The 25598-nt window shown below is 38.5% G+C and carries 21 protein-coding genes and 1 pseudogene; 8 read left to right on the top strand and 14 right to left on the bottom strand.

The window, feature by feature from the left end:
- Positions 1 to 40: 40 nt before the first annotated feature.
- Positions 41 to 817, top strand: coding sequence for an adenosylcobinamide amidohydrolase (locus Q7O55_RS02750; RefSeq protein WP_303928127.1), 777 nt, complete (start codon positions 41 to 43; stop codon positions 815 to 817).
- Between the two features lie 261 nt (positions 818 to 1078).
- Here Q7O55_RS02750 and Q7O55_RS02745 read toward each other — a convergent pair whose 3' ends face one another.
- The 3 genes from Q7O55_RS02745 to Q7O55_RS02735 form a co-directional block, all read right to left on the bottom strand.
- The gene (locus Q7O55_RS02745; protein WP_195394469.1) at positions 1079 to 2056 is read right to left on the bottom strand and encodes an asparaginase; all 978 of its coding nucleotides are present in this window, start codon (positions 2054 to 2056) and stop codon (positions 1079 to 1081) included.
- Positions 2057 to 2242: 186 nt separating this feature from the next.
- Positions 2243 to 3010: an NAD(+) synthase gene (gene nadE, locus Q7O55_RS02740; RefSeq protein ID WP_303928124.1), complete on the bottom strand. Its 768-nt coding sequence runs from the start codon at positions 3008 to 3010 to the stop codon at positions 2243 to 2245.
- 8 nt (positions 3011 to 3018) lie between these two features.
- Positions 3019 to 4470, bottom strand: a complete 1452-nt coding sequence (locus tag Q7O55_RS02735; protein WP_303928123.1) for a nicotinate phosphoribosyltransferase — start codon at positions 4468 to 4470, stop codon at positions 3019 to 3021.
- Between the two features lie 300 nt (positions 4471 to 4770).
- Between Q7O55_RS02735 and Q7O55_RS02730 the strand changes: the two genes are divergently transcribed.
- The 4 genes from Q7O55_RS02730 to Q7O55_RS02715 all read left to right on the top strand — a co-directional run bounded on the left by Q7O55_RS02730 (position 4771) and on the right by Q7O55_RS02715 (position 9996).
- Positions 4771 to 6219 carry an aminoacyl-histidine dipeptidase gene (locus Q7O55_RS02730; RefSeq protein WP_303928183.1) on the top strand — a complete coding sequence of 483 codons (1449 nt, stop codon included), beginning with the start codon at positions 4771 to 4773 and terminating at the stop codon, positions 6217 to 6219.
- 424 nt (positions 6220 to 6643) lie between these two features.
- Positions 6644 to 7513, top strand: coding sequence for a GTP-binding protein (locus Q7O55_RS02725; protein ID WP_303928122.1), 870 nt, complete (start codon positions 6644 to 6646; stop codon positions 7511 to 7513).
- Positions 7510 to 9045: a permease gene (locus Q7O55_RS02720; protein WP_303928121.1), complete on the top strand. Its 1536-nt coding sequence runs from the start codon at positions 7510 to 7512 to the stop codon at positions 9043 to 9045. The genes Q7O55_RS02725 and Q7O55_RS02720 overlap by 4 nt, the downstream gene beginning before the upstream one ends.
- 186 nt (positions 9046 to 9231) lie before the next feature.
- On the top strand, positions 9232 to 9996 hold the full coding sequence (locus Q7O55_RS02715) for a TIGR03943 family protein (protein ID WP_303928120.1): 765 nt from the start codon (positions 9232 to 9234) through the stop codon (positions 9994 to 9996).
- 144 nt (positions 9997 to 10140) lie between these two features.
- On the opposite strand, the gene Q7O55_RS02710 is transcribed toward Q7O55_RS02715, so the two are convergent.
- Positions 10141 to 10707, bottom strand: coding sequence for a biotin transporter BioY (locus Q7O55_RS02710; protein WP_295816292.1), 567 nt, complete (start codon positions 10705 to 10707; stop codon positions 10141 to 10143).
- 394 nt (positions 10708 to 11101) lie between these two features.
- Between Q7O55_RS02710 and Q7O55_RS02705 the strand changes: the two genes are divergently transcribed.
- Positions 11102 to 11689 carry a PepSY domain-containing protein gene (locus Q7O55_RS02705; RefSeq protein WP_303928117.1) on the top strand — a complete coding sequence of 196 codons (588 nt, stop codon included), beginning with the start codon at positions 11102 to 11104 and terminating at the stop codon, positions 11687 to 11689.
- 480 nt (positions 11690 to 12169) lie between these two features.
- On the opposite strand, the gene Q7O55_RS02700 is transcribed toward Q7O55_RS02705, so the two are convergent.
- From Q7O55_RS02700 to Q7O55_RS02670, 7 genes and pseudogenes are all read right to left on the bottom strand, one after another.
- Positions 12170 to 13441, bottom strand: coding sequence for an O-acetylhomoserine aminocarboxypropyltransferase/cysteine synthase family protein (locus Q7O55_RS02700; protein WP_303928116.1), 1272 nt, complete (start codon positions 13439 to 13441; stop codon positions 12170 to 12172).
- Positions 13442 to 13731: 290 nt separating this feature from the next.
- Entirely contained in the window at positions 13732 to 14691 is a 960-nt protein-coding gene (metA, locus tag Q7O55_RS02695; RefSeq protein ID WP_303928114.1) for a homoserine O-succinyltransferase, read from the bottom strand.
- Between the two features lie 43 nt (positions 14692 to 14734).
- A complete protein-coding gene (locus Q7O55_RS02690) occupies positions 14735 to 15919 on the bottom strand; it encodes a MalY/PatB family protein (RefSeq protein ID WP_303928112.1) in 1185 nt (394 codons plus the stop codon).
- A 10-nt stretch (positions 15920 to 15929) separates the two neighbouring features.
- On the bottom strand, positions 15930 to 17063 hold the full coding sequence (locus Q7O55_RS02685) for a PLP-dependent aspartate aminotransferase family protein (RefSeq protein ID WP_303928109.1): 1134 nt from the start codon (positions 17061 to 17063) through the stop codon (positions 15930 to 15932).
- 152 nt (positions 17064 to 17215) lie between these two features.
- Entirely contained in the window at positions 17216 to 17719 is a 504-nt protein-coding gene (locus Q7O55_RS02680; RefSeq protein WP_303928107.1) for a hypothetical protein, read from the bottom strand.
- A 58-nt stretch (positions 17720 to 17777) separates the two neighbouring features.
- The gene (locus tag Q7O55_RS02675) at positions 17778 to 18182 is read right to left on the bottom strand and encodes a PACE efflux transporter (protein WP_303928105.1); all 405 of its coding nucleotides are present in this window, start codon (positions 18180 to 18182) and stop codon (positions 17778 to 17780) included.
- 70 nt (positions 18183 to 18252) lie between these two features.
- Positions 18253 to 19052, bottom strand: a pseudogene (locus tag Q7O55_RS02670) (DASS family sodium-coupled anion symporter); the annotation flags it as partial.
- Positions 19053 to 19173: 121 nt separating this feature from the next.
- Between Q7O55_RS02670 and Q7O55_RS02665 the strand changes: the two are divergent.
- Entirely contained in the window at positions 19174 to 21033 is a 1860-nt protein-coding gene (locus Q7O55_RS02665; protein ID WP_303928103.1) for an ABC transporter ATP-binding protein, read from the top strand.
- On the top strand, positions 21030 to 22853 hold the full coding sequence (locus Q7O55_RS02660) for an ABC transporter ATP-binding protein (RefSeq protein ID WP_303928101.1): 1824 nt from the start codon (positions 21030 to 21032) through the stop codon (positions 22851 to 22853). Before Q7O55_RS02665 ends, Q7O55_RS02660 begins: the two co-directional genes overlap by 4 nt.
- Before the next feature lie 154 nt (positions 22854 to 23007).
- On the opposite strand, the gene Q7O55_RS02655 is transcribed toward Q7O55_RS02660, so the two are convergent.
- Genes Q7O55_RS02655 through Q7O55_RS02645 form a run of 3 tightly spaced genes read right to left on the bottom strand, consistent with a single transcriptional unit; the run spans position 23008 to position 25580 of the window.
- Complete coding sequence (locus Q7O55_RS02655; RefSeq protein WP_303928100.1) at positions 23008 to 23832, bottom strand: MetQ/NlpA family ABC transporter substrate-binding protein; 825 nt, start codon at positions 23830 to 23832, stop codon at positions 23008 to 23010.
- A gap of 54 nt (positions 23833 to 23886) precedes the next feature.
- Positions 23887 to 24558: a methionine ABC transporter permease gene (locus Q7O55_RS02650; RefSeq protein ID WP_303928099.1), complete on the bottom strand. Its 672-nt coding sequence runs from the start codon at positions 24556 to 24558 to the stop codon at positions 23887 to 23889.
- Positions 24558 to 25580, bottom strand: a complete 1023-nt coding sequence (locus tag Q7O55_RS02645; protein WP_303928098.1) for a methionine ABC transporter ATP-binding protein — start codon at positions 25578 to 25580, stop codon at positions 24558 to 24560. The genes Q7O55_RS02650 and Q7O55_RS02645 overlap by 1 nt, the downstream gene beginning before the upstream one ends.
- Between the last annotated feature and the right edge of the window lie 18 nt (positions 25581 to 25598).

The following is a 25598-nucleotide window of genomic DNA, read 5'->3' as shown; positions in this document are numbered from 1 at the left end:
ATATTCCATATATAACAATCATAAAACTAGGGAGACTTACATGTTCAAAAATCTATACGAAGCACCCCAAGAACTCGCTACTGGAGGCTATGTAACTAGAGAGTTACACTCCGTCACGGTACACTTTGACGATATCCACTATTCTCTTTCGAGCGGACAATTAAATGGTGGCTATCACCATACTCTAGCGGTACGCAACCAGCAGCTAACATATCAAATCGAAACAGAAAAAGATTTACCCGGTGGCTCTGTAGCCGATTATTTAGCTCAAGAATTTGAGCACATTGATACACCTGTTCATTTTAGTACAGCCCTCCTCACGTCTGCCACAATACATCTACACGCCTATGCCAAAGTCGAAGAACATGATACTATCGTAGAAACTATCGTGACTGCAGGCTATGAAAAAACGGCACATCGCGCAGGTACAGGTTATTGTTATGAAGAGCGTGATGGAGACTTCATAGTACCAGGCACAATTAATATCCTCGTATTTACAAATAAAGCTTTAACAGATAGCGCTATGGTAAAAGCTATCATGACGATTACCGAAGCTAAAACCGCAGCCCTACAAGATTGGAATGTTGAAAGCGTACGCCTCCATCCGTTTATTAATGAAGACATTCCTGACGCAATTACGAAAGAACGCAAAACATCTGCCACAGGTACCTCTACAGATGGTATCGTTCTCACCATCGATACAAATGGAGATATCTTAACCGATGCTGGCTCCTTCTCACTATTTGGAGACACTTTAGCCAAGGCCGTCTATGTAGGCGTACAAAGAGCACTAGAAAATGCTATTGGAGCTGAATAATCCTATCTTATGATATCCAAAAACATCTAGAATGCCCCCAACTTATCATTCAACACCCCACTCATATATGAAAAATATAATACAAATGAAAACCGCACATCCTAGGCGATCGGAATGTGCGGTTTATTGCATATAAAACTGTTACATGTAGTATAATTCTTGAAAATGAATATCAAATTAAATTTTGAGATATTTTCTCAACTTTTATTAAATTAATTATTAGATCAAAGAATCATTATGTTCCATAAATATTATGTGCTTTTAATAATCATAGAAGAATTGTTGTAACTTTTTAAGATTTTTAGTTTTTGTAAGCCCTAGCATCAATAAAATACGCGCTTTTTGTGGACTTAAAGTATCACATACTAGATAGTTTGCCAGTGCATCTTGTGGCACTGCAGATACCATACCACTACCGGTACGAGAAGCACGTACCGTTGGAAACTTTGTATTCTGTGTGATTTGACGTACGTTTTGTGGGATTGTACCATGACCAAGACCTGTTAAGATTAAACCGTCAGGATTTGTAGCAACTACACTCATAGGCACCATATCATCCATACCACCATAGCAGGTCATTATAACTACACGAGGTAACTCAGACAATTTACTCACATCAAATACAGAGTCTTGAGTATGACGTCGAGTAGACACTTTATAATAGTGGGCAAAACCATCTTGTACAATACCAAGATGCCCCACTAATGGACTATCAAAAGTCGCTACATTAGTAGTGTTGCATTTAGATACATCCCTTGCCCCATCAATGTAGCCATTTAATACGACTATCACACCTTTACCTACAGACGATGGTGTTCTCGCTACTTGGATAGCTTGCAATAAATTAATTGGCCCATCTGCACTAATAGCACCTGCGGGTCTCATAGATCCAGTAATAACAATTGGCTTGTCTGTATGAACTGTCAGATTCAGAAAATATGCCGTCTCCTCCATGCTATCTGTGCCATGAGTAATAACAACACCACCGATATCATCTCGATTAACCAATTTTTGCACCAACTTAGAAAGTTCTAACCAGTGATTTACGGTAATATCGGAGCTTTCAATATTACTAAACTGAGTATATGTATAAGGACCATACGGTTTTGTACCAGGTACGGAGGCTAAGATTTCGTCAAGCCCTAACACCCCTGCCGTATAGCCTGTTAAATCAGTATTTGAAGTACCTTTTCCTGCAATAGTTCCTCCAGTACCAATCAAAGCGATTTTTGTATCCATATTACCTCCACTATAAAACTATAAAATAATTATTGTTATTAAATTTAAACTAAGTACGATTCAATAAGGCTGGTCAATAATGGCCAGCCTTATTATATTCTAAAAAATTATTTTATCTTATTTTATGGCTTCGCCCCTATCGATTCATGGATTCATCTCTATAAATCGAGATTTCCGCCTTATCAATTAAAGCTTTGGGTCAAATGATGGCATCAACTCCAATTTATGTTTATTAATTCGATTCAGATGATCTATTCGCTCTTTTGTTGGCTGATCTTCAATTTCACCAGTTCTGATATAACGATCCAGTATAGCATAGGTAAATCCCAATTTATCCTCATCTGACTGACCACTAAGACCATCACTTGGCACCTTATCAACTAAATATGAGGGAATATCAAGAAGCTTGCCTATTTGACGAACCTCTTCTACCACGAGTTGAGCGAGAGGGCTAAAATCACCTGCACTATCTCCGTATTTTGTAGAATATCCTACGTAGTCTTCAGAACCATTACAAGTATTGGCTACACGAGCACCATTTGGCAAATTTTGCCCTACTGCATAGAGCGTTGTCATTCGAAGGCGAGGCGGTGTATTGATAATTGCATCCTTGGCTAAATCAGTTCTCCCCGTTACAACATCATAGCCCTTAGCTTGAACGATAGCATGAGTTAGCGCCTCATAGGCAGCACCAATGTTAACTGTCATGTGAGGAATTCCTAAATGATTCACCACTGCCTGAGCATCATCAATATCGGATTGCACTCCATTTGGCATAAGAACACCAACTACGCGATTTGCACCAAGAGCTTCTTTGCAAAGAGCTGCCACGATAGTAGAATCCTTACCACCTGAAATACCGACTACAGCACTACAGTTAGGACCGTTTTGACTAAAATAATCTCTAATCCATTGAATAAGGGCATTCTTTGTAGATTGTGGATTTTCTAACATAGCCCCTCCTATTTTTTTCGATAAATACGGTTCAATAAATCCATCTTCAATTGATAGTAGCTAGGGCTCATATCAAGATAGTGACGATGTGGATTTTCAAAGCGTTGTTCTTCGGGCCAAATTTCATTAGATAATTGTTTCTGTACATATTCTCGAATTTCCTCTAAGGTTGGCAAATTTACAACAAGTTTACCATCCTTGATAACGAGTTGTTTCATTTCTTTAAAGGTACAGTTTTCAAAATATAATTCACGCCAAGGTTGCTCAGGATCGATATAACGATATGGTTCCTCTGTATCGGGTACCTCTCGCAACAATGTTAATAGATCTGCAATCGCACGACCTTTATCATTATAAACACGATATACCTTTTTTAAACCTGGATTAGTAATTTTTTCAACACTTTCAGAAATCTTGATACGCGGTTCCCACATACCATCTTTCTCGATGCTAGCAATCTTATATACCGCACCAAATACGGGGGCACTCTTAGAGGTAATGAGGCGTTCCCCTACACCAAAAATATCAATAGGCCCACCTTGTATTAGCAAAGATGTGATTGTATACTCATCTAGACTATTAGATGCCATGATTTTACAATCCTCTAAACCTGCATCATCTAGCATGCGCCGTGCTTTTTTAGCCAAATACGCAAGGTCACCAGAATCTAGGCGAATTCCTTTTAAGCGTTTACCCATTGGCTCCAATACATCCTTTGCTACCTTAATAGCATTAGGCACGCCAGAATTTAACACATCATAAGTATCAACGAGGAATACTGGATTATCTGGATACACTTCGGCATAGGCTTTGAAAGCATCATATTCAGAGCCATAGTACATAACCCAGCTATGTGCCATGGTCCCACTGACAGGAATACCAAATTGTTGCCCTGCTAAAACAGTTGCAGTGGACTGAACACCACCAATATAAGCAGCTCTTGCACCGTATACAGCAGCATCTACATTATGTGCACGGCGAGCACCAAAGTCAGCCACAATACGCCCATCCGCAGCGCGAACAATGCGATTAGCTTTTGTGGCAATAAGAGATTGATGGTTCATCATAGTAAGCACTGCAGTTTCTATGATTTGTGCATCTATGAGAGGTGCCACAATTGTAATAACAGGTTCATTAGGATAGATGATAGAACCTTCTGGAAAGGCATATACATCACCGGTAAAAGAGAAATCTTTTAGATATGCTAAAAATTCTTCACTAAAAATACCCTGACTCCGTAAATAAGAGATATCACTTTCATCAAAGTGTAGATTTAAAATGTACTCAACGATTTGTTCGAGACCACCAAAAATAGCAAAACCGCCCTTGTCTGGATTACGTCTAAAGAAAACATCAAATGCGACGCGATCCACATTTTTTAATTTTGTAAAGTAGCCATGTGCCATAGTCATCTCATAAAAATCCATAAGCATGCTAATATTGCGGCTTTCATGTTGCATTGGTTCACCAACCTTCTAAGATCTATAGAATTTAGTTAATTGTTATTCGTTATTCGTATACCCTCATTATACAATATTATTCCTATATAGCTAGCACCTAGCATAAGCTATCCTAATAATCCTTATTGTGATATAACTATATATAGTAATAATTTATATATTTCATGTGTATGTATGAAAGAACCCACTATAGGTTGTAAAACAAGCGACCATTACGATAAAGTATTTCATTTTATATTGTTTTAAAAGCTTTCAATAATACATACATGTCTATTCTACATGAGAATGAAAGGTGCCATTATGGAAACAATCGTTCAATCAAAACGCGTTTTAGAAATTTTTAAAGAAATGAGCCAAATTCCGCGTGAGTCCGGCAATGAAAAAGGAATCAGCGATTACATCGTGAACTTTGCCAAAAATTTAGGTCTTGAAGTTCATCAAGACGAAATCTTTAATGTAGTTATAAAAAAAGCTGCATCTCCTGGTTATGAAAACCGTCCATCCATCATTTTACAAGGCCATATTGATATGGTTTGTGTTAAAGACCATGACTCTAACCACGACTTCTCTAAAGATCCAATCGCCAACATCATCGAAGGCGATTGGATGCACGCAGACCATACAACGTTAGGTGCTGATAATGGCATGGGTGCTGCTATGATGCTTGCTCTCCTTGAAGATGAAAACCAACAACATGGTCCAATGCAATTATTATTCACTACCAACGAAGAAACTGGTATGGATGGTGCCTTTGCCATTAAAGAAGGCCAAGTAACTGGTGACTACTTACTCAACCTAGATACAGAGGTAGAACATGACTTCACCGTTAGTTGTGCTGGCGGTTGCCACGTACATGTAAAAATTCCATTGTTACGCGATAACAATCAACCAGGCTATGATGCGGGCCTATCCATTACAGTAACCGGCCTCAAAGGGGGGCACTCCGGCATCGAAATCAACGAGCAACTAGCCAATGCAAACCAAGTACTAACCCGTGTGCTCTATGATATTCAACAACAATATCCTATTAGTTTAGCGTTCTTCGAAGGTGGCGTAAAACATAATGCAATCCCGTCTAAGGCAGTAGCTGTATTATCTGTACGTTCTGAAGATGTGGCAGCCATTAAAACATTACTCGCATACCAAGAAAAACAATATCAACACGAATATAGCGTGCAGGATCCAAGACTTACATTCGTAGTTGAAGATGTTCCTACTCCTGAAATAGTATATGCAGAAGACACAACAGAAGCACTTATTACATATATCTATCTTGCACAAGATGGGGTTCATTCTGTAAGTAAGTCTATCCCAAACCTTGTAGAAACATCTAATAATATTGCTATCGTACGTGAAAATCAACATACCATTGAAATACTCATTTCTATTCGTAGTTCCAATAGCAATAGTCTTGAATTCTTAACTAAAAAAATGATGCTTCTTGCAAAAGCACTTGGCGTAGCTGCAGAGCGTACAGGTGGATATCCAGCATGGGAATACGACAAAGGCTCAAAATTGGAAGAACAAGCGATTTCCTTGCATAACGAAATGTTCAATACACCAGCTAATGTAAATGCCATTCACGCAGGCCTCGAATGTGGTTTATTAAAAGGCGTATTACCAAATACACAGATGATTAGCTTTGGGCCTACTATCGTAAGTCCTCATACACCAACAGAACGCGTTCATTTACCTTCTGTTGAAAATGTATATGTGTACCTCAAAGCATTATTAGCAAAATTACAATAAAATAAATAATTACTATATTTTTGCTGTATAATTTGTTATACTATAAGCAAATAGCACATCAAATTACGAGACCCATGTAATAATGACTCTCCAACCCTCCTACAAGTAATTCAGCAAATCTCTCCAACTGAATTATCTTGTAGGAGGGATTTTTTTATAAAAATTTCTCAACTATACAAATAAATATTTATTCACATAGGAGTATTCTTTCATATGTGAACAACATGTAATGCATCATTTTATTTATAAATAATTATGAATATCAACTACATGTGTCAGTATACTCATATATAGTATATAACCTATAAATTTCAGAGAAGACTGTTAAACTCTGAGGAACTTGCTAGTCTCCATATACCCCATAGAGTATTTTCTGTGTTATCCTATAGGTGTATACTGTGTTTACATTACGCAGGAGGTATATATGATTCCAATAGTTATTATATCCGGATTTCTAGGTTCTGGAAAAACAACATTATTACAACATATATTAAAAGAACATACATCGAAAGATAAAATTCTTATTATAGAAAACGATTTTGGTGAAACTAGCCTTGATGCGACTAATCTCGCAAAAACAGGGGCTACAGTCCGCGAAGTAACCTCTGGCTGTATTTGTTGTAGCTTACAAGGAAATTTCCAGCAAGCACTACTTGATATTCTCCAAAATTACAAAATCGATATGATCTACATCGAGCCATCAGGTGTTAGCAAGCTTAGTGAAATCATCCATACTTGTAAGGACGAGGACATTGCAAAATCTGCTTACGTTCACGCATCGATAACGACTGTCGATGCTATGCAAGCACCAATGTTTATCAAAAATTTTGGTCTTTTCTTCAAGGATCAAATCACTCATAGTGATGCGATTTTTTTGAGCCATACAGAAGATATTCAACAAACAAGCATTACGAAACGTATGATTCGCGACCTCGCGCCACATACACCAATCCATGAAGAAGCATGGAATACCATCAGTTTGCGTGATTACATCAAGCGCCTATATCATTGTCATGATGATCACTGTTTGCACGATGAACATTTATTTATGAGTCATACCTTTAAGGATTTACGTACTCTCAGTCTCGCACAGTGGAAAACCATTTTAGAAGGCATGCCTGATACAGTGCTTCGTGCCAAAGGGATTGTACCTACTACAGAAGGCCCACACGAACTCCAGTACGGCACACATTATTGTTCGCTTTCACCTAGTGAAACTAATGATTATAGTTTAGTCGTTATCGGAACAGATTTTAATGTACCAATGGTACATAACGAAGTGTGTCAATCATGATTCCTGTTTATATCGTTACAGGGTTTATTGGATCCGGTAAAAGCACGTTCATAAACAAACAATTACAATACCGAAAAAAGCTAGGCGGTACCGCAATAATCAGCGCCGAAGAAGGCAGTGAGCCTCTTATCAAAGAGCCCTTACAACTCAATGCGGATGAACTCAGTGCCATCGTTCCTAGCGATATCAAGTCTTACGAGTTGATAGCCTGTAAAATTGCGGATTATTTAAAACGACTACAGCCAAAAGAGCTATGGATTGAGTGGAATGGCATGGTAAGCTTTCATCAACTAGAAGCCTTACTATATAGCGATATATTAAGCCACCTGGTACAAATAGAAAAGGTGTTATATATTTGTACCGATCAATTTGTTTCAACCATACTCCCTGGCTTAGGTAATGACGTAATGAGTCAATTATACAGCGCAGATTGTATCATCACAGAATCCGATACACATCACGCTTTATTGCGCACCTACAACGGAGAGGCTAAAATTGTAACCACTCCCACCCCTGAAAAAGTGGAGCAGCTGTGCCGAAATTCTACATGGGGACTCATTCCCAATCTATTAGTTATTGGTGTTACAACTTATATACTGTTAGTCACAGCTTTTCGCCATGACATCCCCTATTCCATCCACCAATGCTTCGCTATAATCACGGGTCTCATCATCGAAGCCATCCCATTCCTATTGCTAGGCACGGTAGGCTCAACGATTATTCGCTATTTCGTACCACAACGAGTGCTACTAAAACTGTTAGGCGACCATTCTTGGAAAAGTTATGGGGCTGCTATGGTCAGTGGCTTTGCCTTGCCAATTTGTGACTGTGCTATCATCCCCTTATTCAAAGCACTAATAGACAGAGGTATCCCTTTATCGGTAGCCCTTTTATTTATGCTCGCTAGTCCGATTATAAACCCTATCACCATTCTTTCTACTTGGTATGCATTTCCAGACAATCCTATGCTCTCCGTATGGCGTATCGTTTTAGGACTAGTTGTGGCCTTGTTAGTAGCCCTATCATTCCGATTCTGGTCTCCAGCCACATCTATATTGAAAGCAAGAGCACCACAGAGTCTTAGCTATGAAGAAATCATTTTAGAAACAACTAAAACTAAGTATATTGATAAAAAAAGATTGTTAATCCATATGGAACAAGAGTTTTCTCAACTCTTACTCTATTTCTCCATGGCGGCAACTGTACTATCTATAATTCAAATGTATGGCAAGCCTTGGCTTCTCAATGCAGGATTAACCTTGCCAGAATTTACAGCCATTCCAATTTTGCTGATGTTAGCATTCTTCTTCTCAGTCTGCTCTACATCAGATGCTATCATCGGTAAATCCTTGAGCACTTTATTTCCTATTAGCTCCGTAATGGGTTTCCTCATCTTGGGTCCGATGCTAGATATCAAAAACGTATATATATTAAAACAATATATGCCTACCTCATTTATCATACGATTAAGTATAACAATTGCCGTTATGTCCTACATAGCAGCATTAGTATTCAAATTTTTTCTTAGCTAGTTTACAAATTTTTACTTAGTTAGTAGGCAAATTCTTACTTAACTACTTTCCAATTCACAATTACTCATTAAATTAACGAGCTACTATTTGTAATCCAGTATAATCATTACATCTTATAGTGTAATATATCTTAATTTTAAGATAATTATTATCTCAGTTCTTAATTGATTAAAAGGAGATGATTTCATGACATTAGGACTGAAAGATCGCTTTTCTATCGTGAAAGGTCTATTGTATCTCACCTTAGGTATCTGCTGTATTTACCTCATTGTGACAGGTCGTTATTTGAACTATATTGCACCACGTTATGAACTTTTACTAGGTATTAGTGGCGTTGCCCTTATTTTAGGAGGTCTAGCGACGATCATTTGGGCGCCTTCAAAATACTACAAGCATAACTGGAAGTCTATCGTTCCGATTATTATTCCCATTATGTTGCTCATCATTCCTCCCGTTCTTGTACCATCAACAGGCGTTCATGGTGCCGCTCGCGTAAACGATGATACTAACAATTTCGACTTTACAAACGATGCTATTGGAGAGGTTGTCACCGTTAACAGTGAAAGTAAAGAGCCAGGGATTTCCAAGGACAAAAAAGAAATCGTTTTGAACTCAGATAATTTCTATCAAACCATTGTAAAGGTTGGATCTAATGTTGATCAATATAAAGACTACACAGTTTATATGACAGGCTATGTAAACCGCGAAGATAATACATTAAAATCTAACGAATTTACTATTTCTCGTATGGCTATGGCTTGTTGTATTGCTGACGTTGCCCCTATTGGCATGACAGCCTATAAAACAGATGGTGATAGCTTACAAAATGAACAATGGGTATCGATTGAAGGTAAGGTTTCTACGCGAAACTTCCACGGTCGTAAACAACCATATGTAGAGATTACAAAAATCAAATCTGCAGAACCTATATTAGGCTATGTATACCCTTAAGAATTACATTAAAAACGAGGCTTAACGCCTCGTTTTTAATAGGAATGATTCTGTTGAATAAAATAATAACGTATATTTCATAGTTCAATGTCTATATGAATCTACAAAAGATTGATGCCTTATAATAATTATTAAAACGTTCTATTAGTGCTGTAATTCTTTAATAATTCTCTTACCAAGAGATGCCGCTACAGCGCACAAGAAAATATCTGGACCAACGGGGATTAGGAAGCATGTAATAATAACAGCTTCGACACCAATAGGCTTACCTAAATACAGATTCATAATAAAGTATAGGTACACCATGCCAAGACCATATACAATAAATAGATTTAATATGGATCCAGCTAGCAAACGTTTAAACGATAATGTATCCATTGTCTCTGCAATGCGTCCTACTGCATACGCACCAACCATAAAGCCAATTAAATAACCAAAGGTAGGTTGCAAAATATAACTAGGACCACCACCGGACGTAAAAATAGGAACCCCAACAAGACCTAATACAATATAAATGCCAACACTAGCGGCACCTAAACGACTACCTAAAACAATGCCCGCTAATGTAGTAAATAAGATTTGCAATGTAAACGGACAATTCGGTAATGGGACCCGTATGAAAGCACCAACGGCGATTAGCGCCACAAAGAGTGCTGTCATCGTTAACTGACGGGTGGTAATGTGAGTTTGTTTTGATACAGTAGAGCTCATGGTATACCTCCATTCATAACAGACCTAAGCAGGAATTTGTGCTATCAATGGAGAATAAAAATCCAAGATAACACGAAAACAAACTACTAACTATCTAAATTAAAGCACTTGCATTTTTAATTGTCAACTATAATGTTTGACTTTTAGTTTACTATATAGTCTAATATTATATATACTATGTTTTTTGTACTTTTTAATTTTGACTATAGCTAATAGTTATTATCAATAGTTCATAATAACTAAAAGATATACTCATCTTCATACAAAAATCATTTAATTTAATCTTATTTTCATATAACAAGATTAAATTATACATAAGTAGATTGAGTAAAATCTACTTTCATAAAATCGTAACTAAACAAAAATTATAATTTGGTATCAGGAGGCATTGCTTATGAAAAATGTTAAGAAAGTATCCAAAGTACTATGTGCATTTGGCGTTAGTACAGTATTATTAGCAGGTGTAGTTGGTGCAGCTAGCAACCATAGTTACAACAACCATAGCAACTGGAATGGTGTTGGTAGCGTTGTTCCATCCGCACAAGCTAACTATTCTGTTGATTATATGGGCGCTATTACAGTATTCCAACAACAATTCCCTGGCGCTACTGTAAAATCTATTTCCTATGACGCAAAACACAATCCTTACTATGAAGTAGAAGGTTATTATGGCAACCGTGAAGTAGAAATTAAAGTAGACGAAGCATCTGGTCAAATCGTTGGTAAAGAAGTAAAAGGTTACTCCAAAGCTTCTAAAACAATTAACGTTCAAAACATCATCATTCCTGAAGTAGCTGAAACAAAAGCTATGGAAAAAGTTGGTTCTGATTTCCAAACTATGGATTGGACTGTTGAACGTGAAAACGGCAGAGTTGTATATGAATTCGATATGACAACTGGCGGTGGTAAAAATGCTGAAGTAAAAGTAGACGCTACATCCGGTAAAGTTATTAGCGCTAAAGTTAAAAACACAAAATACTAAGATTTTTTCTTTCATCAAGTGAAACCCTATCCTAACCCACTTAGATGACACACTACACATATAACACACATACTATACACACTGTATCCTTTGGATACACTCTCTAACACACTCTCAGAGAGCCCGTAACACTAACCACGGGTTCCCTAACATCCTATCTCACACAATAGGAAAACGGTCTGTGCACACACCACAGACCAAACGTTACACACACTATACTCCCTTAAAGGCCTTGGATCATTGAATCCAAGGTCTTTTTATATATCCATTCTATCAAGGTTGTATTACACCTATACAACTTTTTATTCTTATAAAATTAGCACATACCAACAAAAAGACCTCCCAACGGGAGGTCTTTTGTATAAGTTTTATAGGTTTGATAGTTATGTGTTCTATTTCTTAAGCAAAGTTCAGCTTAAGGATGTCATTTGTAAGTTCTGAAAGTTTGATCTATAGTTTTCAAACTAAAGATGTGAAAGATTAAGCTTTATCTAAAGCTTGTACTAAGTCTTCGATGATGTCATCTACATTTTCAAGACCGATAGACAAACGAATCATGTCTGGTGTAACACCAGCAGATTTTTGTTGCTCTTCATTAAGTTGAGCATGAGTTGTAGATGCAGGATGAATAACAAGAGATTTAGCATCTGCTACGTTGGCAAGATTGGAGAAGATTTCCAAAGAATCAACTAGCTTAATACCGGATTCTTTACCACCTTTTACACCGAATGTGAATACAGAGCCAACACCTTTAGGGAAATATTTATCTGCTAACGCTTTATATTTGCTATCTGCTAATTCTGGATAGTTTACCCATGCTACCTTAGGGTGTTTACTCAAGAAGTCTACTACTTTACGAGTATTTTCTACATGACGTTCTACGCGCAAGGACAAAGTTTCAACCCCTTGCAAGATTTGCCATGCTGCAAGTGGTGCAATACATGCACCTGTATCGCGAAGCAATTGGGCACGGATTTTTACAGTAAATGGAATTGGTAGATCACCATACACTAAACCATTATAGTGTTCATCCCCTTCAGAGAAGCCAGGATATTTACCAGAACCTTTATAATCAAATTTACCAGATTCTACAACTACGCCAGCCAATGTTGTACCGTGTCCACCAAGATATTTAGTAGCAGAATGAATAACAACGTCAGCCCCATGCTCCAATGGACGGAACAAATATGGAGATGCAAATGTATTGTCTACAATCAAGATGATATTGTGTTTGTGTGCAATATCAGCTACTGCTTGTACATCGATAAGATTAATACCAGGGTTACCAATAGATTCGATATAAACGGCTTTAGTCTTTTCATCGATAGCTGCTTCAAATTCTTCCAAATGATCGGGATTTACGAATTTAGTTTGAATCCCCAATCGAGGCAATGTAGCAGTAAACAAATTATAAGTACCACCGTACAATGTGGATGCAGCAACAATATTGTCGCCAGCATCTGCTACATTTAAAATAGAGTACGTAACTGCTGCAGAACCAGATGCTACAGCTATACCGCCTGCACCACCTTCAAGTTGTGCAACGCGAGCATCCAATACATCGGTTGTAGGATTGCCAAGGCGGGAATAAATAGCACCAGGATTAGTCAATGCAAAACGACCTGCTGCTTCCTCAGCATCTTTAAATACGAAAGATGTAGTTTGATAAATAGGCACTGCGCGAGCACCTGTTGGGTCCACGGTATGACCAGCATGTAATTGTAATGTTTCAAATCTATATTGTTTACTCATTGTGACAACTCCTTTATATTAACTATATTTTAAGTTCATTCTTTATGCCTAGTATAGTACTATGTTTTAAAAAATATGTCTACTATTTTTTACATGGTCTTCTCCATAACTTTAAACTATAGCGAACAAAGGATGATGAAAACTTTTACCAAAGCCTCTAAAGCAAGCAAAATCATTTTATAAGAAATAAAATCCCCTAATTACTTCCAAAGAACCCGCTCCCTTGAGAGATGTTAGAAGTAATTAGGGGTACATAGTACTAACAATAAATTAGAAATAAGTACTTAAATTTAGATGTAAGCGCCTAAATTTTTATCTCGTTCAAATTTCATTTTTTGTATTTGTTCAATGATATATGGCGTTTCTTGGTATACATAGTAGTTTAACCAGTTTGTAAATAATAGTGTACTTACAGAGCGCCAGCGCACGACGGGACGTTGTTTCGGATCATTATCCGGAAAGTAGTTTTCAGGAACCGCAATATCCATACCTTTTTTGATATCCCGCACGTACTCACGGTTAAGTGTATCCCAATCGTATTCGGCATGACCAAATACAAAAATATGTTTATTATCTAAACTACGAACGATAGCAGCTCCTGTTGGTTCAGACCCAGCCAAGAGTTCCAAGTCACGATTTTCCTTAATTTGTTGCAACGAAACTGTGGTGTGCCGTGAGTGTGGCATCCAAAACTTTTCATCAAATCCACGCATGAGCACTGGTCGATCATTATAAATATCGTGTTCGTAAACACCAAATAATTTCTCATCCATAATCGATTTATTAATGCCAAAGTGATGATATAAGCCAGCTTGAGCACCCCAACAGATATAAAACGTAGAGTAAACATGCTCTTCGCCCCAGTTCATGATTTCTACGAGTTCAGACCAATAGTCTACCTCTTCAAAAGGCATTAACTCTACAGGAGCACCGGTGATAATCATGCCGTCAAAGAACTGGTCTTTTACTTCATCAAAGGTGCGGTAGAAGGTTTCTAAATATTGTTCATCTGTATTTTTAGCCTTACGAGATGCGGTATGCAAAAGAGTCAAATTAACTTGCAATGGACTATTACTAAGAGCACGTAAAATCTGAGTTTCCGTCACTTCTTTAGTAGGCATCAAATTGACAAGCAAAATTTGCAAGGGTCGGATTTGTTGATTTTCCGCCCGTTCGGTATCCATAACGAAAATATTCTCTTGAGCTAATTTCGTTATGGCCGGTAAATTTTTTATTACTTTAATAGGCATAGTGTCACCTCTACATATTCTACAATTTGATAACCTAATCTAATTAAAAGTCTTTAGCCTCATAGGCGTGACGCCAAGCTTCGAGCCCTTCTTCCAAGATTTTGCGAGGACAAGCAACATTGATACGTTCAAAATCCTCCCCATCGACACCAAACATAGAACCCGTATCGAGCCATAGCTTAGCATCATTGATGATCCATTCGTCTCGCTCTTTAGGGCTAAGCGGCAATTGAGAGCAGTCCAACCACATGAGATAGGTCCCTTCAGGACGATATGCACGAATCCTTGGCATATATTTTGCTACATAGTCGATGGTGAATTGAATATTGTCTTGAATATATTCTTTCAATTCATCAAGCCAAGGAGCCCCGACTTTGTAGGCTCCTTCACAGCCCACAATCCCCATCGTGTTCAATTGGCTATAACCAGCACGGTCAATTTCTTTTATAAAACGACGACGTAAGGAGTCATTTGGAATAAAGATATTACTTACTTGTAAGCCTGCAATGTTAAAAGTCTTGCTAGGCGCTGTACATACAATGCAGTGTTCTGCATAGCTTTCACCAAGGTCGGCAAAGACCCTGTGCGTATGCCCTTCCCAAACAAAGTCAGCATGGATTTCGTCGCTCACGATGAGCACATTGTGTTTAATACAAATGTCGCCGAGGCGTTTCAACTCGTCCTCAGTCCACACGCGCCCTACTGGATTGTGCGGATTACACAAGAGGAATAATGTTACATTCTCCTCGATAATAGCGCGTTCGATACCTTCAAAGTCGATAGTGTATTTTTCGTCGCCTTTGATGAGCGGCACATTGATAAGACGACGATTGTTATCGTCAACAACCATACTAAATGGGTAGTACACAGGTTGATTAATGAGCACCCCTTCGCCAACCTCGGTAAAAGCACGAACCGCCATCGCTAAAGCAAATACGATACCAGGCGTTTTAACAAGCCATTTTTGTTCTGGCGTCCAGTTAAAACGCGTAGCAAACCAATTCTTCAACACTTCAAAGTATTCATCGTCAGACTCTGTATAGCCGAAAACACCATGCTTAACACGATCCAATAAGATTTGTTTTAACTCAGGGGGAATTTCAAAATCCATATCCGCTACCCAGAATGGCAACACATCCGCAGGTTTACCGCGCTTTACAGCAAAGTCGTATTTCAATGATTTTGTATGAGTTCTATCTACTATTTGATCAAAATTATATTGTCCCATAGGAATTCCTTTATTTGTTAAAAGCCTGTTCCAAGTCCGCAATCAAGTCTTCTGTATCTTCAATCCCTACAGATAAACGCAACAAACGACGTGTAATGCCTTTGCGTTCTGCATCTTCAGGTTTTAAATCTGGATGTGTTTGCGTCACAGGATACGTCAACAAGGATTCTGTACCACCAAGGCTTTCAGCGAATTGAATAAGCTCAATACCTTCTAATACTTGTTTAGCCGTTTCTTCGTTATCTACTTCGAAGGATAACATGCCGCCAAAGCCTGTTGTTTGGGCTTTATTGATTTCATAGCCCGGATGTTCAGGAAGTCCTGGGAACAATACTTTTGTTACCTTAGGTTGTGTCTTTAGCCATTCCGCAAGAGCAATGGCATTCTTTTGGTGTTGCTCCATACGAAGTGCCAATGTTTTTACGCCGCGAATAACGAGCCAGCTATCCATAGCGGATAGGCATGCACCAACTGTTTTGTATGTTAAACGCAATTTTGCAGCGATTTCTTCATCTTTTACAATAGTAAAGCCAGAAATTACATCGTGATGACCACCAATGAATTTGGTACCACTATGAACGACAATATCGGCCCCCAAAGTCAATGGCTTTTGGAAATATGGACTTAGGAAAGTATTGTCGATGATTACTAGCGCATTACGTGCATGCGCCAATGCACAGAGTGCACGAATATCGGTAATCTCCATCATAGGATTTGTCGGTGTTTCAATATAAACAGCCTTTGTATTCGATTTAAAAGCAGCTTTCACCGCATCAAGATCAGAGGTGCCTACATAAGTGAACTCAATGCCGTTCTGTTCGTAAATATTTGTGAACATACGGATAGAACCACCATATAAATCATCACCTAAGATGATGTGATCTCCAGGAGAGAATAGGTGGAATACTGTGTCCACAGCTGCCATACCAGAGGAAAATGCCAATGCATCTGTACCTTCTTCAAGGCCAGCTATCAATTGTTCCAAACGGTCGCGCGTTGGATTAGACTCGCGCGAATATTGATAACCTGTTGTATCCCCCAACTTTGGATGAGAAAATGTACTAGACATATAGATTGCAGGGGAAATTGCACCAGTGCTATCTGGTTTACCACTGCCGTGAACACATTTTGTATTAAATTTCATTCCTATCAACTCCTCATATTTGTATACAATATGTTAATTATAAAAGTAGACAATGACTAAGGTCAACAAAAATGGGCACTCATACTGCCTGAGTGCCCCGAAAAAGTCATATCTATTTTGAATGGGTTGTCATAACTCTAAGTTAAGTTAGACTAATTTTTAGTACGTTTTGTAATAAGTAATGCCAAAATAATACCTAAAGAAGATGTTACCAATTGAGGCCAACTAGATACAAAAAGCATGGTATTTACAATCTTTGGTGGAAATTGGAACAAGGAGAAGAACAAGGAGTACCCTCCAAAGAGTACGCCGGCTTTTACCAAAGCCGCCACAATGATAAGCAATGCTTTTGGTTTATGTTGTAACCAGTGGACTACGAATACATACGCTGTCGTTCCTAGGGCCGTAATCAAAATAAACGGCGGCAACGGCAACATGCCTTGTAAATGCGCCACTACTGGTGCAATCCAAGCAATAACAAGACCATTCTCCCATCCATAGCGCCATGTGGCGAGTACAAAGGTTGCGGACGTAATGGAACCGATAAGGAACATGCTCACCTGATTAGGAATAAAGGGGAAAATGAGGCGCAAGCTTTGCACCAATAAGGCAACGGCCAACAAGAAACCTGTGCCCGTAATAGACTTTGTAGACATAAGAACCTCCTACTATACGATATAGATTTTACAAGAGGTACCTACCTCACATTTAAAATTAAGCCTCTACAAAATATAGACGTGCTCGATCATATACCCAATTATAAATATAAGTATAACCTAATATGACTAATGTCATCGTTATATCTGTAGCAAAGGCCATCCAAAAGCTCATATGCATCATGTGCATAATAATAGGCACTGTGGCAAGCATAAACAAACCTTCAAACAACACTGCATGAATTGTGCGGATTACAGGCCCTCGCGCTAATCGGTCACCTGGTACTAGTTTATCAAATATCCAGTTAAACACAAAATTCCAAACCATCGCCAACAAGGAAAAAATAATCATCAAGACCAAAGGCTGCCCCTCATGCGGAACAAACTGCATCACCAAACAGCCAATCAAAACACAGCCTAGCTCATATAAAATCGACTGTACAACACGCTCTGTAGCAGACATAATAATAAACTACCTCCATCAGAAAACTCAAAAAAAGATATTTACTATCATATCAATATTATATTATATTTATTTTCTTAGATTTGTCGAATATTGCCATTTCAGGGGAACCTTTTACCTCTGGTTTGCAGAATACATAAGTCAACAATGGTGTGATGATAAACAAGATAAGACCTACTGGTAAGAAAGCTAAGAACCATGTCCCCCAGTTTGCCGCTACGATACCAGACTTAGCAGACAACTCAAGAGCCAATGGGTTTGGCGCTGCACCAGTCAAGAAGATGGAGCTAGACACACATGTAGTTGCCAATGCCACCCAGTTCAAATAAGAACCAATTTTACGAGAGTTTTTATCTGGATAGGATTCGAACATCGGACAAATACTAGATACGATTGGATAAATCGTACCACCAGAACGAGCCGCGTTACTTGGAATAAATGGAGCCAACACAAGGTCAGTAATAGCAATGGCATAACCAAACCTAAGGAGGACTTACCAAGTTTTGCTACGAGGAATAAAGCAATACGACGGCCAAGGCCTGAATGTTCATAACCAATACCAATCATAAAGGCTGCAAAAATCAACCATACGATGGCATTAGAGAAACCACTAAGCCCCCAGCTAATAGCTTGAGCATCAGTAATTGCCTTTGCTACACCAGTTGCTTTATCTACAACAGGGGCAGGGCCAACCTTAAACAACATAGATACGGTAACTGCAATGATACCGATAAAAGCTGGTGGCATTGGTTCTAAAATCAACCCCACCACGAGGCCTGCGAAAATACTTACATAAATCCAAGAATTTGCGCTAAGACCTTCAGGAGCACCGATGAGCCATACAAGAGTACATAACTTAAAACATAACAGTTATTAATAGTCCCTAAACTTTTTATAATACTTTTTATTGAACTAGCCGTTTTTAATTTTATACAATATAATATAGATATCGAAAATTATTAATTTAACTAAAATTACTGAAAGGATTTAAATGAAACCTTTTATACGCTATATAAAACCTTTATGGTTTCCAGTCATCATCGTATCAATTCTTTCGTTACTCACCGTGGCAGGCACATTATATATACCAACCTTAACGGCATCCATCATCAATGATGGCGTACTTCGTGGCGATTTAGACATGATCACAAACTCTAGCATGAACATGCTTATTGTGGCATTACTAACTGTGCTATCCGCTATTCTAGGCGTAGCCATGAGTGCCCACATCTCTGCCTCTATGAGCAAGGAATTACGCAATGATTTGGTAACATCCCTACAATACTTTTCACTACGAGACTTCACACACTTTGGCACCGGTACCATACTCATGCGAACAAGCCGCGACGTAGAGAAAATCCAATCGGTTCTAGGAGAAGGATTAAATATGATTCTCCCTATGCCGCTTATGATTTGTGTCGGTTTAGGTCTTACATTCTATAAAAGCTGGCAACTAGGTCTCGTCATCCTCGTCGTTATGACTTGTATGATACTCACTATCATCTTTATTGAAAATCGTGCTTTACCGCTCATCAAAGCGATACAGCTGAAGTTAGATGACATTACAGACACGGTACGCGATCATATTGTGGGCATGCCTGTTATACGAGCTTTCAACAGGCGAAGCTACGAAAACAAAAAAGAAATCTGTATGTTTACAGAAACAGCACAACTCAATAGACGATTGCGCCAAACCTTTGCCATTGGTTTGCCTACCATATTGATTCTATTTAATATGAGTACCGTTGCCATCCTATGGCTCGGCGGACATAACGTCAGCATGGGCTCACTACAGGTAGGGGATATCATAGCCGTCATCGAATACGCTAACCTCATTTTATTAAGTATGCTCATGGCTATTTTCGTAATCATCGATATTCCTGAAGCTATTGTATGCTACACCCGTATTCGAGAGTTGTTAGAACACAAAAACTCGGATATATTCCCTGAGCCATATAATAAAAATGATACAAATTTAGATTCCTATCCTATGAATCATATGGCTAATCTAGAAAATAGCAAAAACATTGCGGCATCGACATCGACATCGACATCGACATCGACATCGACATCGACATCGACATCGACAAGCGATGATACACCTCTTCTCGAGTTCTGCAACGTTACGTTCCGCTACGATAATGCGGAATCACCGACTTTAGAAAATATTTCCTTTACGGTACATCACGGTGAAACTTTAGCTATTATGGGTGATATTGGGTCAGGTAAAAGTACGATTACAAACCTTATCCCTCGCCTATTCTCAATTGAGTCTGGCGATATTCTATTTAAAGGTAAGTCCATCTACGAATGGAATGTAGATGACTTGCGCGCTCGCATTGGTTATGTGCCACAACGAGCTTATTTATTTACTGGTACGGTAGACATGAACGTACGATATGGTACAGCACCAAATCAAGAAGTTACTACTCAAGATGTAGAAAATGCATGTCGTCTATCCAAGGCTGATGAATTTATCAATCGCCTTGATGGTGGTTACCAACATATGGTTGCCCAAGGTGGCACTAATCTATCCGGTGGTCAACGGCAACGCCTTGCTATGGCTAGAGCCTTAGTACGTAAACCTGATTTATTCATATTCGATGATAGCTTCTCTGCCCTCGATGGCACCACAGAACGTGCCGTTCGTACAGCATTACACAAAGAATTGCAAAAGGATAATCGACCCGCCCTCATCTCTGTGGAGCAAAAGGTAAGTGCTGCAAAAAAAGCAGATCATATCTTAATTATCAATCGTGGACAAGTAGCAGGCTATGGCACACATGATGAGCTAGCAAACACTTCAACTGTATATCAACAAATTTTAGCATCTCAGGAGGTGACAGAATGAGCCCATTACGTCGTTTCCTAATCGATTCTAAAAGTCAATGGGGTTGGCTAGCACTACTCATCTTAGCCCTTATCACAGCAGCTATGTTTGAGGTATCAGCTCCAGTATTACTTGGCAAGGTCGTAGATGCTATTGTTAGCGGATTACAAACAAACCAAGACATTAATACAATATTTGCCTCTATTGATACAATTATTCTCTGGCTTATTGCTATCTATAGTGGACATGCCTTATTCACCTACTTTGGGGAATACATGATGGCCTCTATAGGTTCAAAAACAGTACTCGCTTTACGTACACGCATGAGTACTCATCTATACTCGTTGCCCATCGAATACTTTCACGATCACCAACGAGGTGATTTACTAAGCCGTCTCACCTCAGACTTAGATGCTGTGGCAGAAACCATAGGCGAAGGTGTGCCAGGCCTTGTGTCCGCCATTATCGGTATCATCGGTGCCACTGCTATGATGCTTTGGATTAGCCCAATTCTGGGAGCATCCATCATCGTCATCATACTGATTGGTATCGTATGCTTAACGTGGCTATCTAAACGAGCCCGCCTTGTATATCTTAGAAATCAGAATGCATTGGGAGCTTTCAACAGTGGCATTGAAGAAATCGTTATAGGCAAACCGATTATTCAGACCTTTGGACTCGAAGAAAATACGACGAGTCAAGTAAAAGTACTAAATAATAATCTATTTAAAAGTATGAGAAGCGCTGCTTTCACAAGTCAACTAGTAGAACCGCTCGTTAAGTTTCTAAATCAAATCACCTATTGCCTTGTTGCCATTCAAGGAGGGCTCATGGTACTGCGTGGCTCCATATCCATTGGGGATATTCAGGCCTTCTTTCTCTACGTAGGTCAAGTATCGGATCCTCTATCTCGCAGCTCCTATATCATGACAAAATTCCAAGAAACTGCTGCAGCCTTAGGTCGTATTTATGAAGTCATTGATACACAGTCTGAAATTGACGATGGTAAACTAACATTATTCGATAATGAATCCGGAGCTGATACAGAAACGACTACTACCAAATCACCTATGATGTCCCAAAACCCGAGTAATCAGGCCCATACAGGTACAATCGATTTTAAACATGTTGATTTTGGTTATACACCGTCCAATGTGTTTATGAAGGATATTAATATCCATATTCCAGCTGGCTCTATGGTAGCCATCGTAGGGCCTACCGGAGCTGGTAAATCTACATTAGTGAATCTCATCATGCGCTTCTATGATATTATGAATGGACGCATCACCATCGATGGCGTGGATATTCGTGATGTATCTCGTGAAAGCTTACACAACACGGTGGGCATGGTATTACAAGATGCTTGGATATTCACTGGTACTATCGCTGATAATATTGGCTACGGCAAACCAAATGCTACACGAGAAGAAATCGAGCATGTAGCAAGGCTTGCCATGGCAGATCACTTTATCCGCACCTTACCAAATGGATATGATACGATGCTCAACCGAGGTGGCGATGATCTATCCCAAGGTCAACGCCAATTAATTACCATCGCTCGGGCTTTCTTAGCCGATCCTAGCATTCTCATCCTTGACGAAGCAACGGCTAACGTAGATACCCGCACCGAGGTGGAAGTTCAAAAAGCCATGAACACCCTTCTCAAAGGTCGAACTAGTATCGTTATCGCCCATCGCTTATCAACAATAAAAAATGCCGATTTCCTACTAGTTGTAGAAAACGGCATCATCGTAGAACAAGGAACACACCACGAACTCATCAAACGCGGTGGTCACTATAAAGAACTATATGAAAACTATGCTGCAGGTATGACAGTATAATATAAAGAGATTACTGACCTAAAGGTTATAAGTTTTTTAGAATTAGGCACAAAACTATCCTCACATAGTTCCGCAAACAACAAAAGAACCACTGCTAAGCTACAACTTATCAGTGGTTCTTTTTTATGCCGCAACTAAGCACGTTTTATATATTCTATTCACCTTTTGGTACGAACCATAGGCCATTGTTATTTTTTTCCATGTAGTCTTTAAATTCTTGAGATTGGTAAGCTGCTACGATGTCTTTTGCCCATTGTGCATCTTTGTTTTTCTCATTAACTACGAGTTGTAATAACCATTGTGGCAATACGTCTTCATTTGCCAATGCAGATTTAGGATCAATTTTTGCATTATAGATAATAGCGCCTGTAATAACGATATAATCAAAGTCAGTACGTACAGAAGGAATTGTAAGGGATTTCATTTCTGTAAATTTAAGATGTTTAGGATTTTCAATAATATCTGCTTGAGTTACTGTTGCTAAATCTTTGTTAGGATCAAGCTTAATCCAACCGATTTTTTGCAATAACGCATAAGCACGAGCCATGTTGGATGCATCATTAGGTACAGCAATAGTGTCGCCATCTGCCACTTGATCTAAAGATGTTTTAGAACCACTAAAGATACCTGCTGGTACTGTTGGAATTGGTGTTAATGCTACAAGATGACCATTTTGTTTTTCGTTAAAGTTTTTCATGTATGCTGTATGTTGTTCAACGTTAAAGTCAACCTCACCATCACTTAACACTTGGTCAGCTTGTACCAAATCAGACATATCTACGCCTTTAAAAGTATAGCCTTGTTTCTCCAAAATTGGCTTTACACCTTTTTCAAACAATTCAGAATAAGGACCCTGAGATTTACTGTAGGTTAATTCTTTTTTAGCACCATTATCGCTATTATTAGAACCGCAGCCTGCGATAAAAGCTACGCTGAATACTAATGCTGCACCAAGGGCAAGAAGCTTTTTAAATTTCATAGTATTTTCTCCTATATTTTCACAATCAATATAACTAAAATCTATTTTATCAAATTAGGAACGACGCGCACGACGTGCAAAATAGTTACCTATTGTTTGAATAATTTGAACAAAAATAATCAAAATAACTACGGTAAATAACATCAATGGGAAGTTCAATCGTTCATAACCATAGGTGAGGTCCAAATCACCTACACCACCAGCACCAATAGCACCAGCCATAGCAGTAGCACCGATTAGACCAATAGTACCCGTTGTAATAGATAAAATAAGCGAACCCTTTGCTTCTGGTAAAAGAAAATGCCAAATCACTTCAAAATGAGAGGCCCCCATCGATTGTGCTGCCTCGATAATGCCTTTATTAACCTCTAAAATAGAGTTCTCAAAGAGTCGAGCAAGATAAGGTGCAATGAATATAACAAGTGGTACAATAGCCGCTGTTGTACCAACACGAGTACCTACAATCATCTTAGTTAACGGTAATATAAACACCATCAAAATGATAAATGGTACGGAACGCACAATATTAACAATTGTATTGGTAATGGTATAAACAATACTATTTTTAACGATACCATTAGGATTTGTTACTACCAGTGTGACTGCGATAATTAGACCTAGTACTGTACCAATAAATAGAGATAGGAACACCATATATAATGTCTGTTCTGCGGCTAATAATAACTGCGATCCTGGAACACCAAGTTCTTGCATGAAGAAATCCATTATAGTGTCACCTCCTGCCATTCAATACCTTGAGCAATAAGATACTCTTTTACCTTGCCCACCTCAAGATCATCGCCAATAAACCGAACAATGAATATACCAAGTGCAGTATGTTCTAACTCTGTTACCGTAGCAAATAATACACTCGTTTCTAAATCAAAGGTTTTATTAATATGATATAGAACATTATCTGTCGTATTATTTCCTAAGAAATGCATCTTAAGAATTGTGTATAGCCTTTTATCACAAGCTAATGTATGTTTCACTGTTGATGGAATTTCATCAGGAATTACAGTTCTAACAAATCGCTTTGTTGTTTCGTGTTTAGGTTTACTAAACACCTCAAGTACAGATCCGCTCTCTATGAGCTTTCCATGCTCCATAACTACAACTCGATTACATATTTTCTGAATTACATCGATCTCATGAGTTACGATAACTACTGTTACTCCTAGTTCACGATTAACACGTTCTAGTAATTGTAATATAGATTCTGTTGTATCAGGATCTAGAGCGCTGGTTGCTTCATCACAAAGCAATATAGATGGATCTGTAGCTAATGCACGGGCAATACCAACGCGTTGTTTTTGACCACCAGATAATTCTCCAGGATATGCATTTGCTTTATCGCCTAAATCAACAAAGTCTAATAAGGTTTTAACCTTTTTATCAATGTCGAATTTTGGTAACCTATTAAGAATTAGCGGGATAGCCACATTATCATACACAGATTTAGCATTCAATAAATTAAACTGTTGAAACACCATGCCGATGCGCTTACGAACCTTTCTGAGCTCGCTAAAACTTAAGCCATTGATATTCACACCATCTATTTCAATATGACCAGAGGTAGGTACCTCTAAAGCATTAATCATTCGTAACAGTGTAGATTTGCCAGCTCCACTGAAGCCAATAATGCCAAATATGTCTCCTTTTTCTATGGTAAAGTTTACATCAGATAATGCAGTAACCTTTTGCTTATTAACATCAAATTCTTTCGTTACATTTCGTATAGCAATCACTGTACTGCCTCTTTCCTT

Origin of the sequence: Veillonella parvula (genome assembly GCF_945949885.1) — a bacterium.
GTDB classification, from domain to species: domain Bacteria; phylum Bacillota; class Negativicutes; order Veillonellales; family Veillonellaceae; genus Veillonella; species Veillonella parvula_B.
This window is presented reverse-complemented; position numbering and strand designations above follow the sequence as displayed.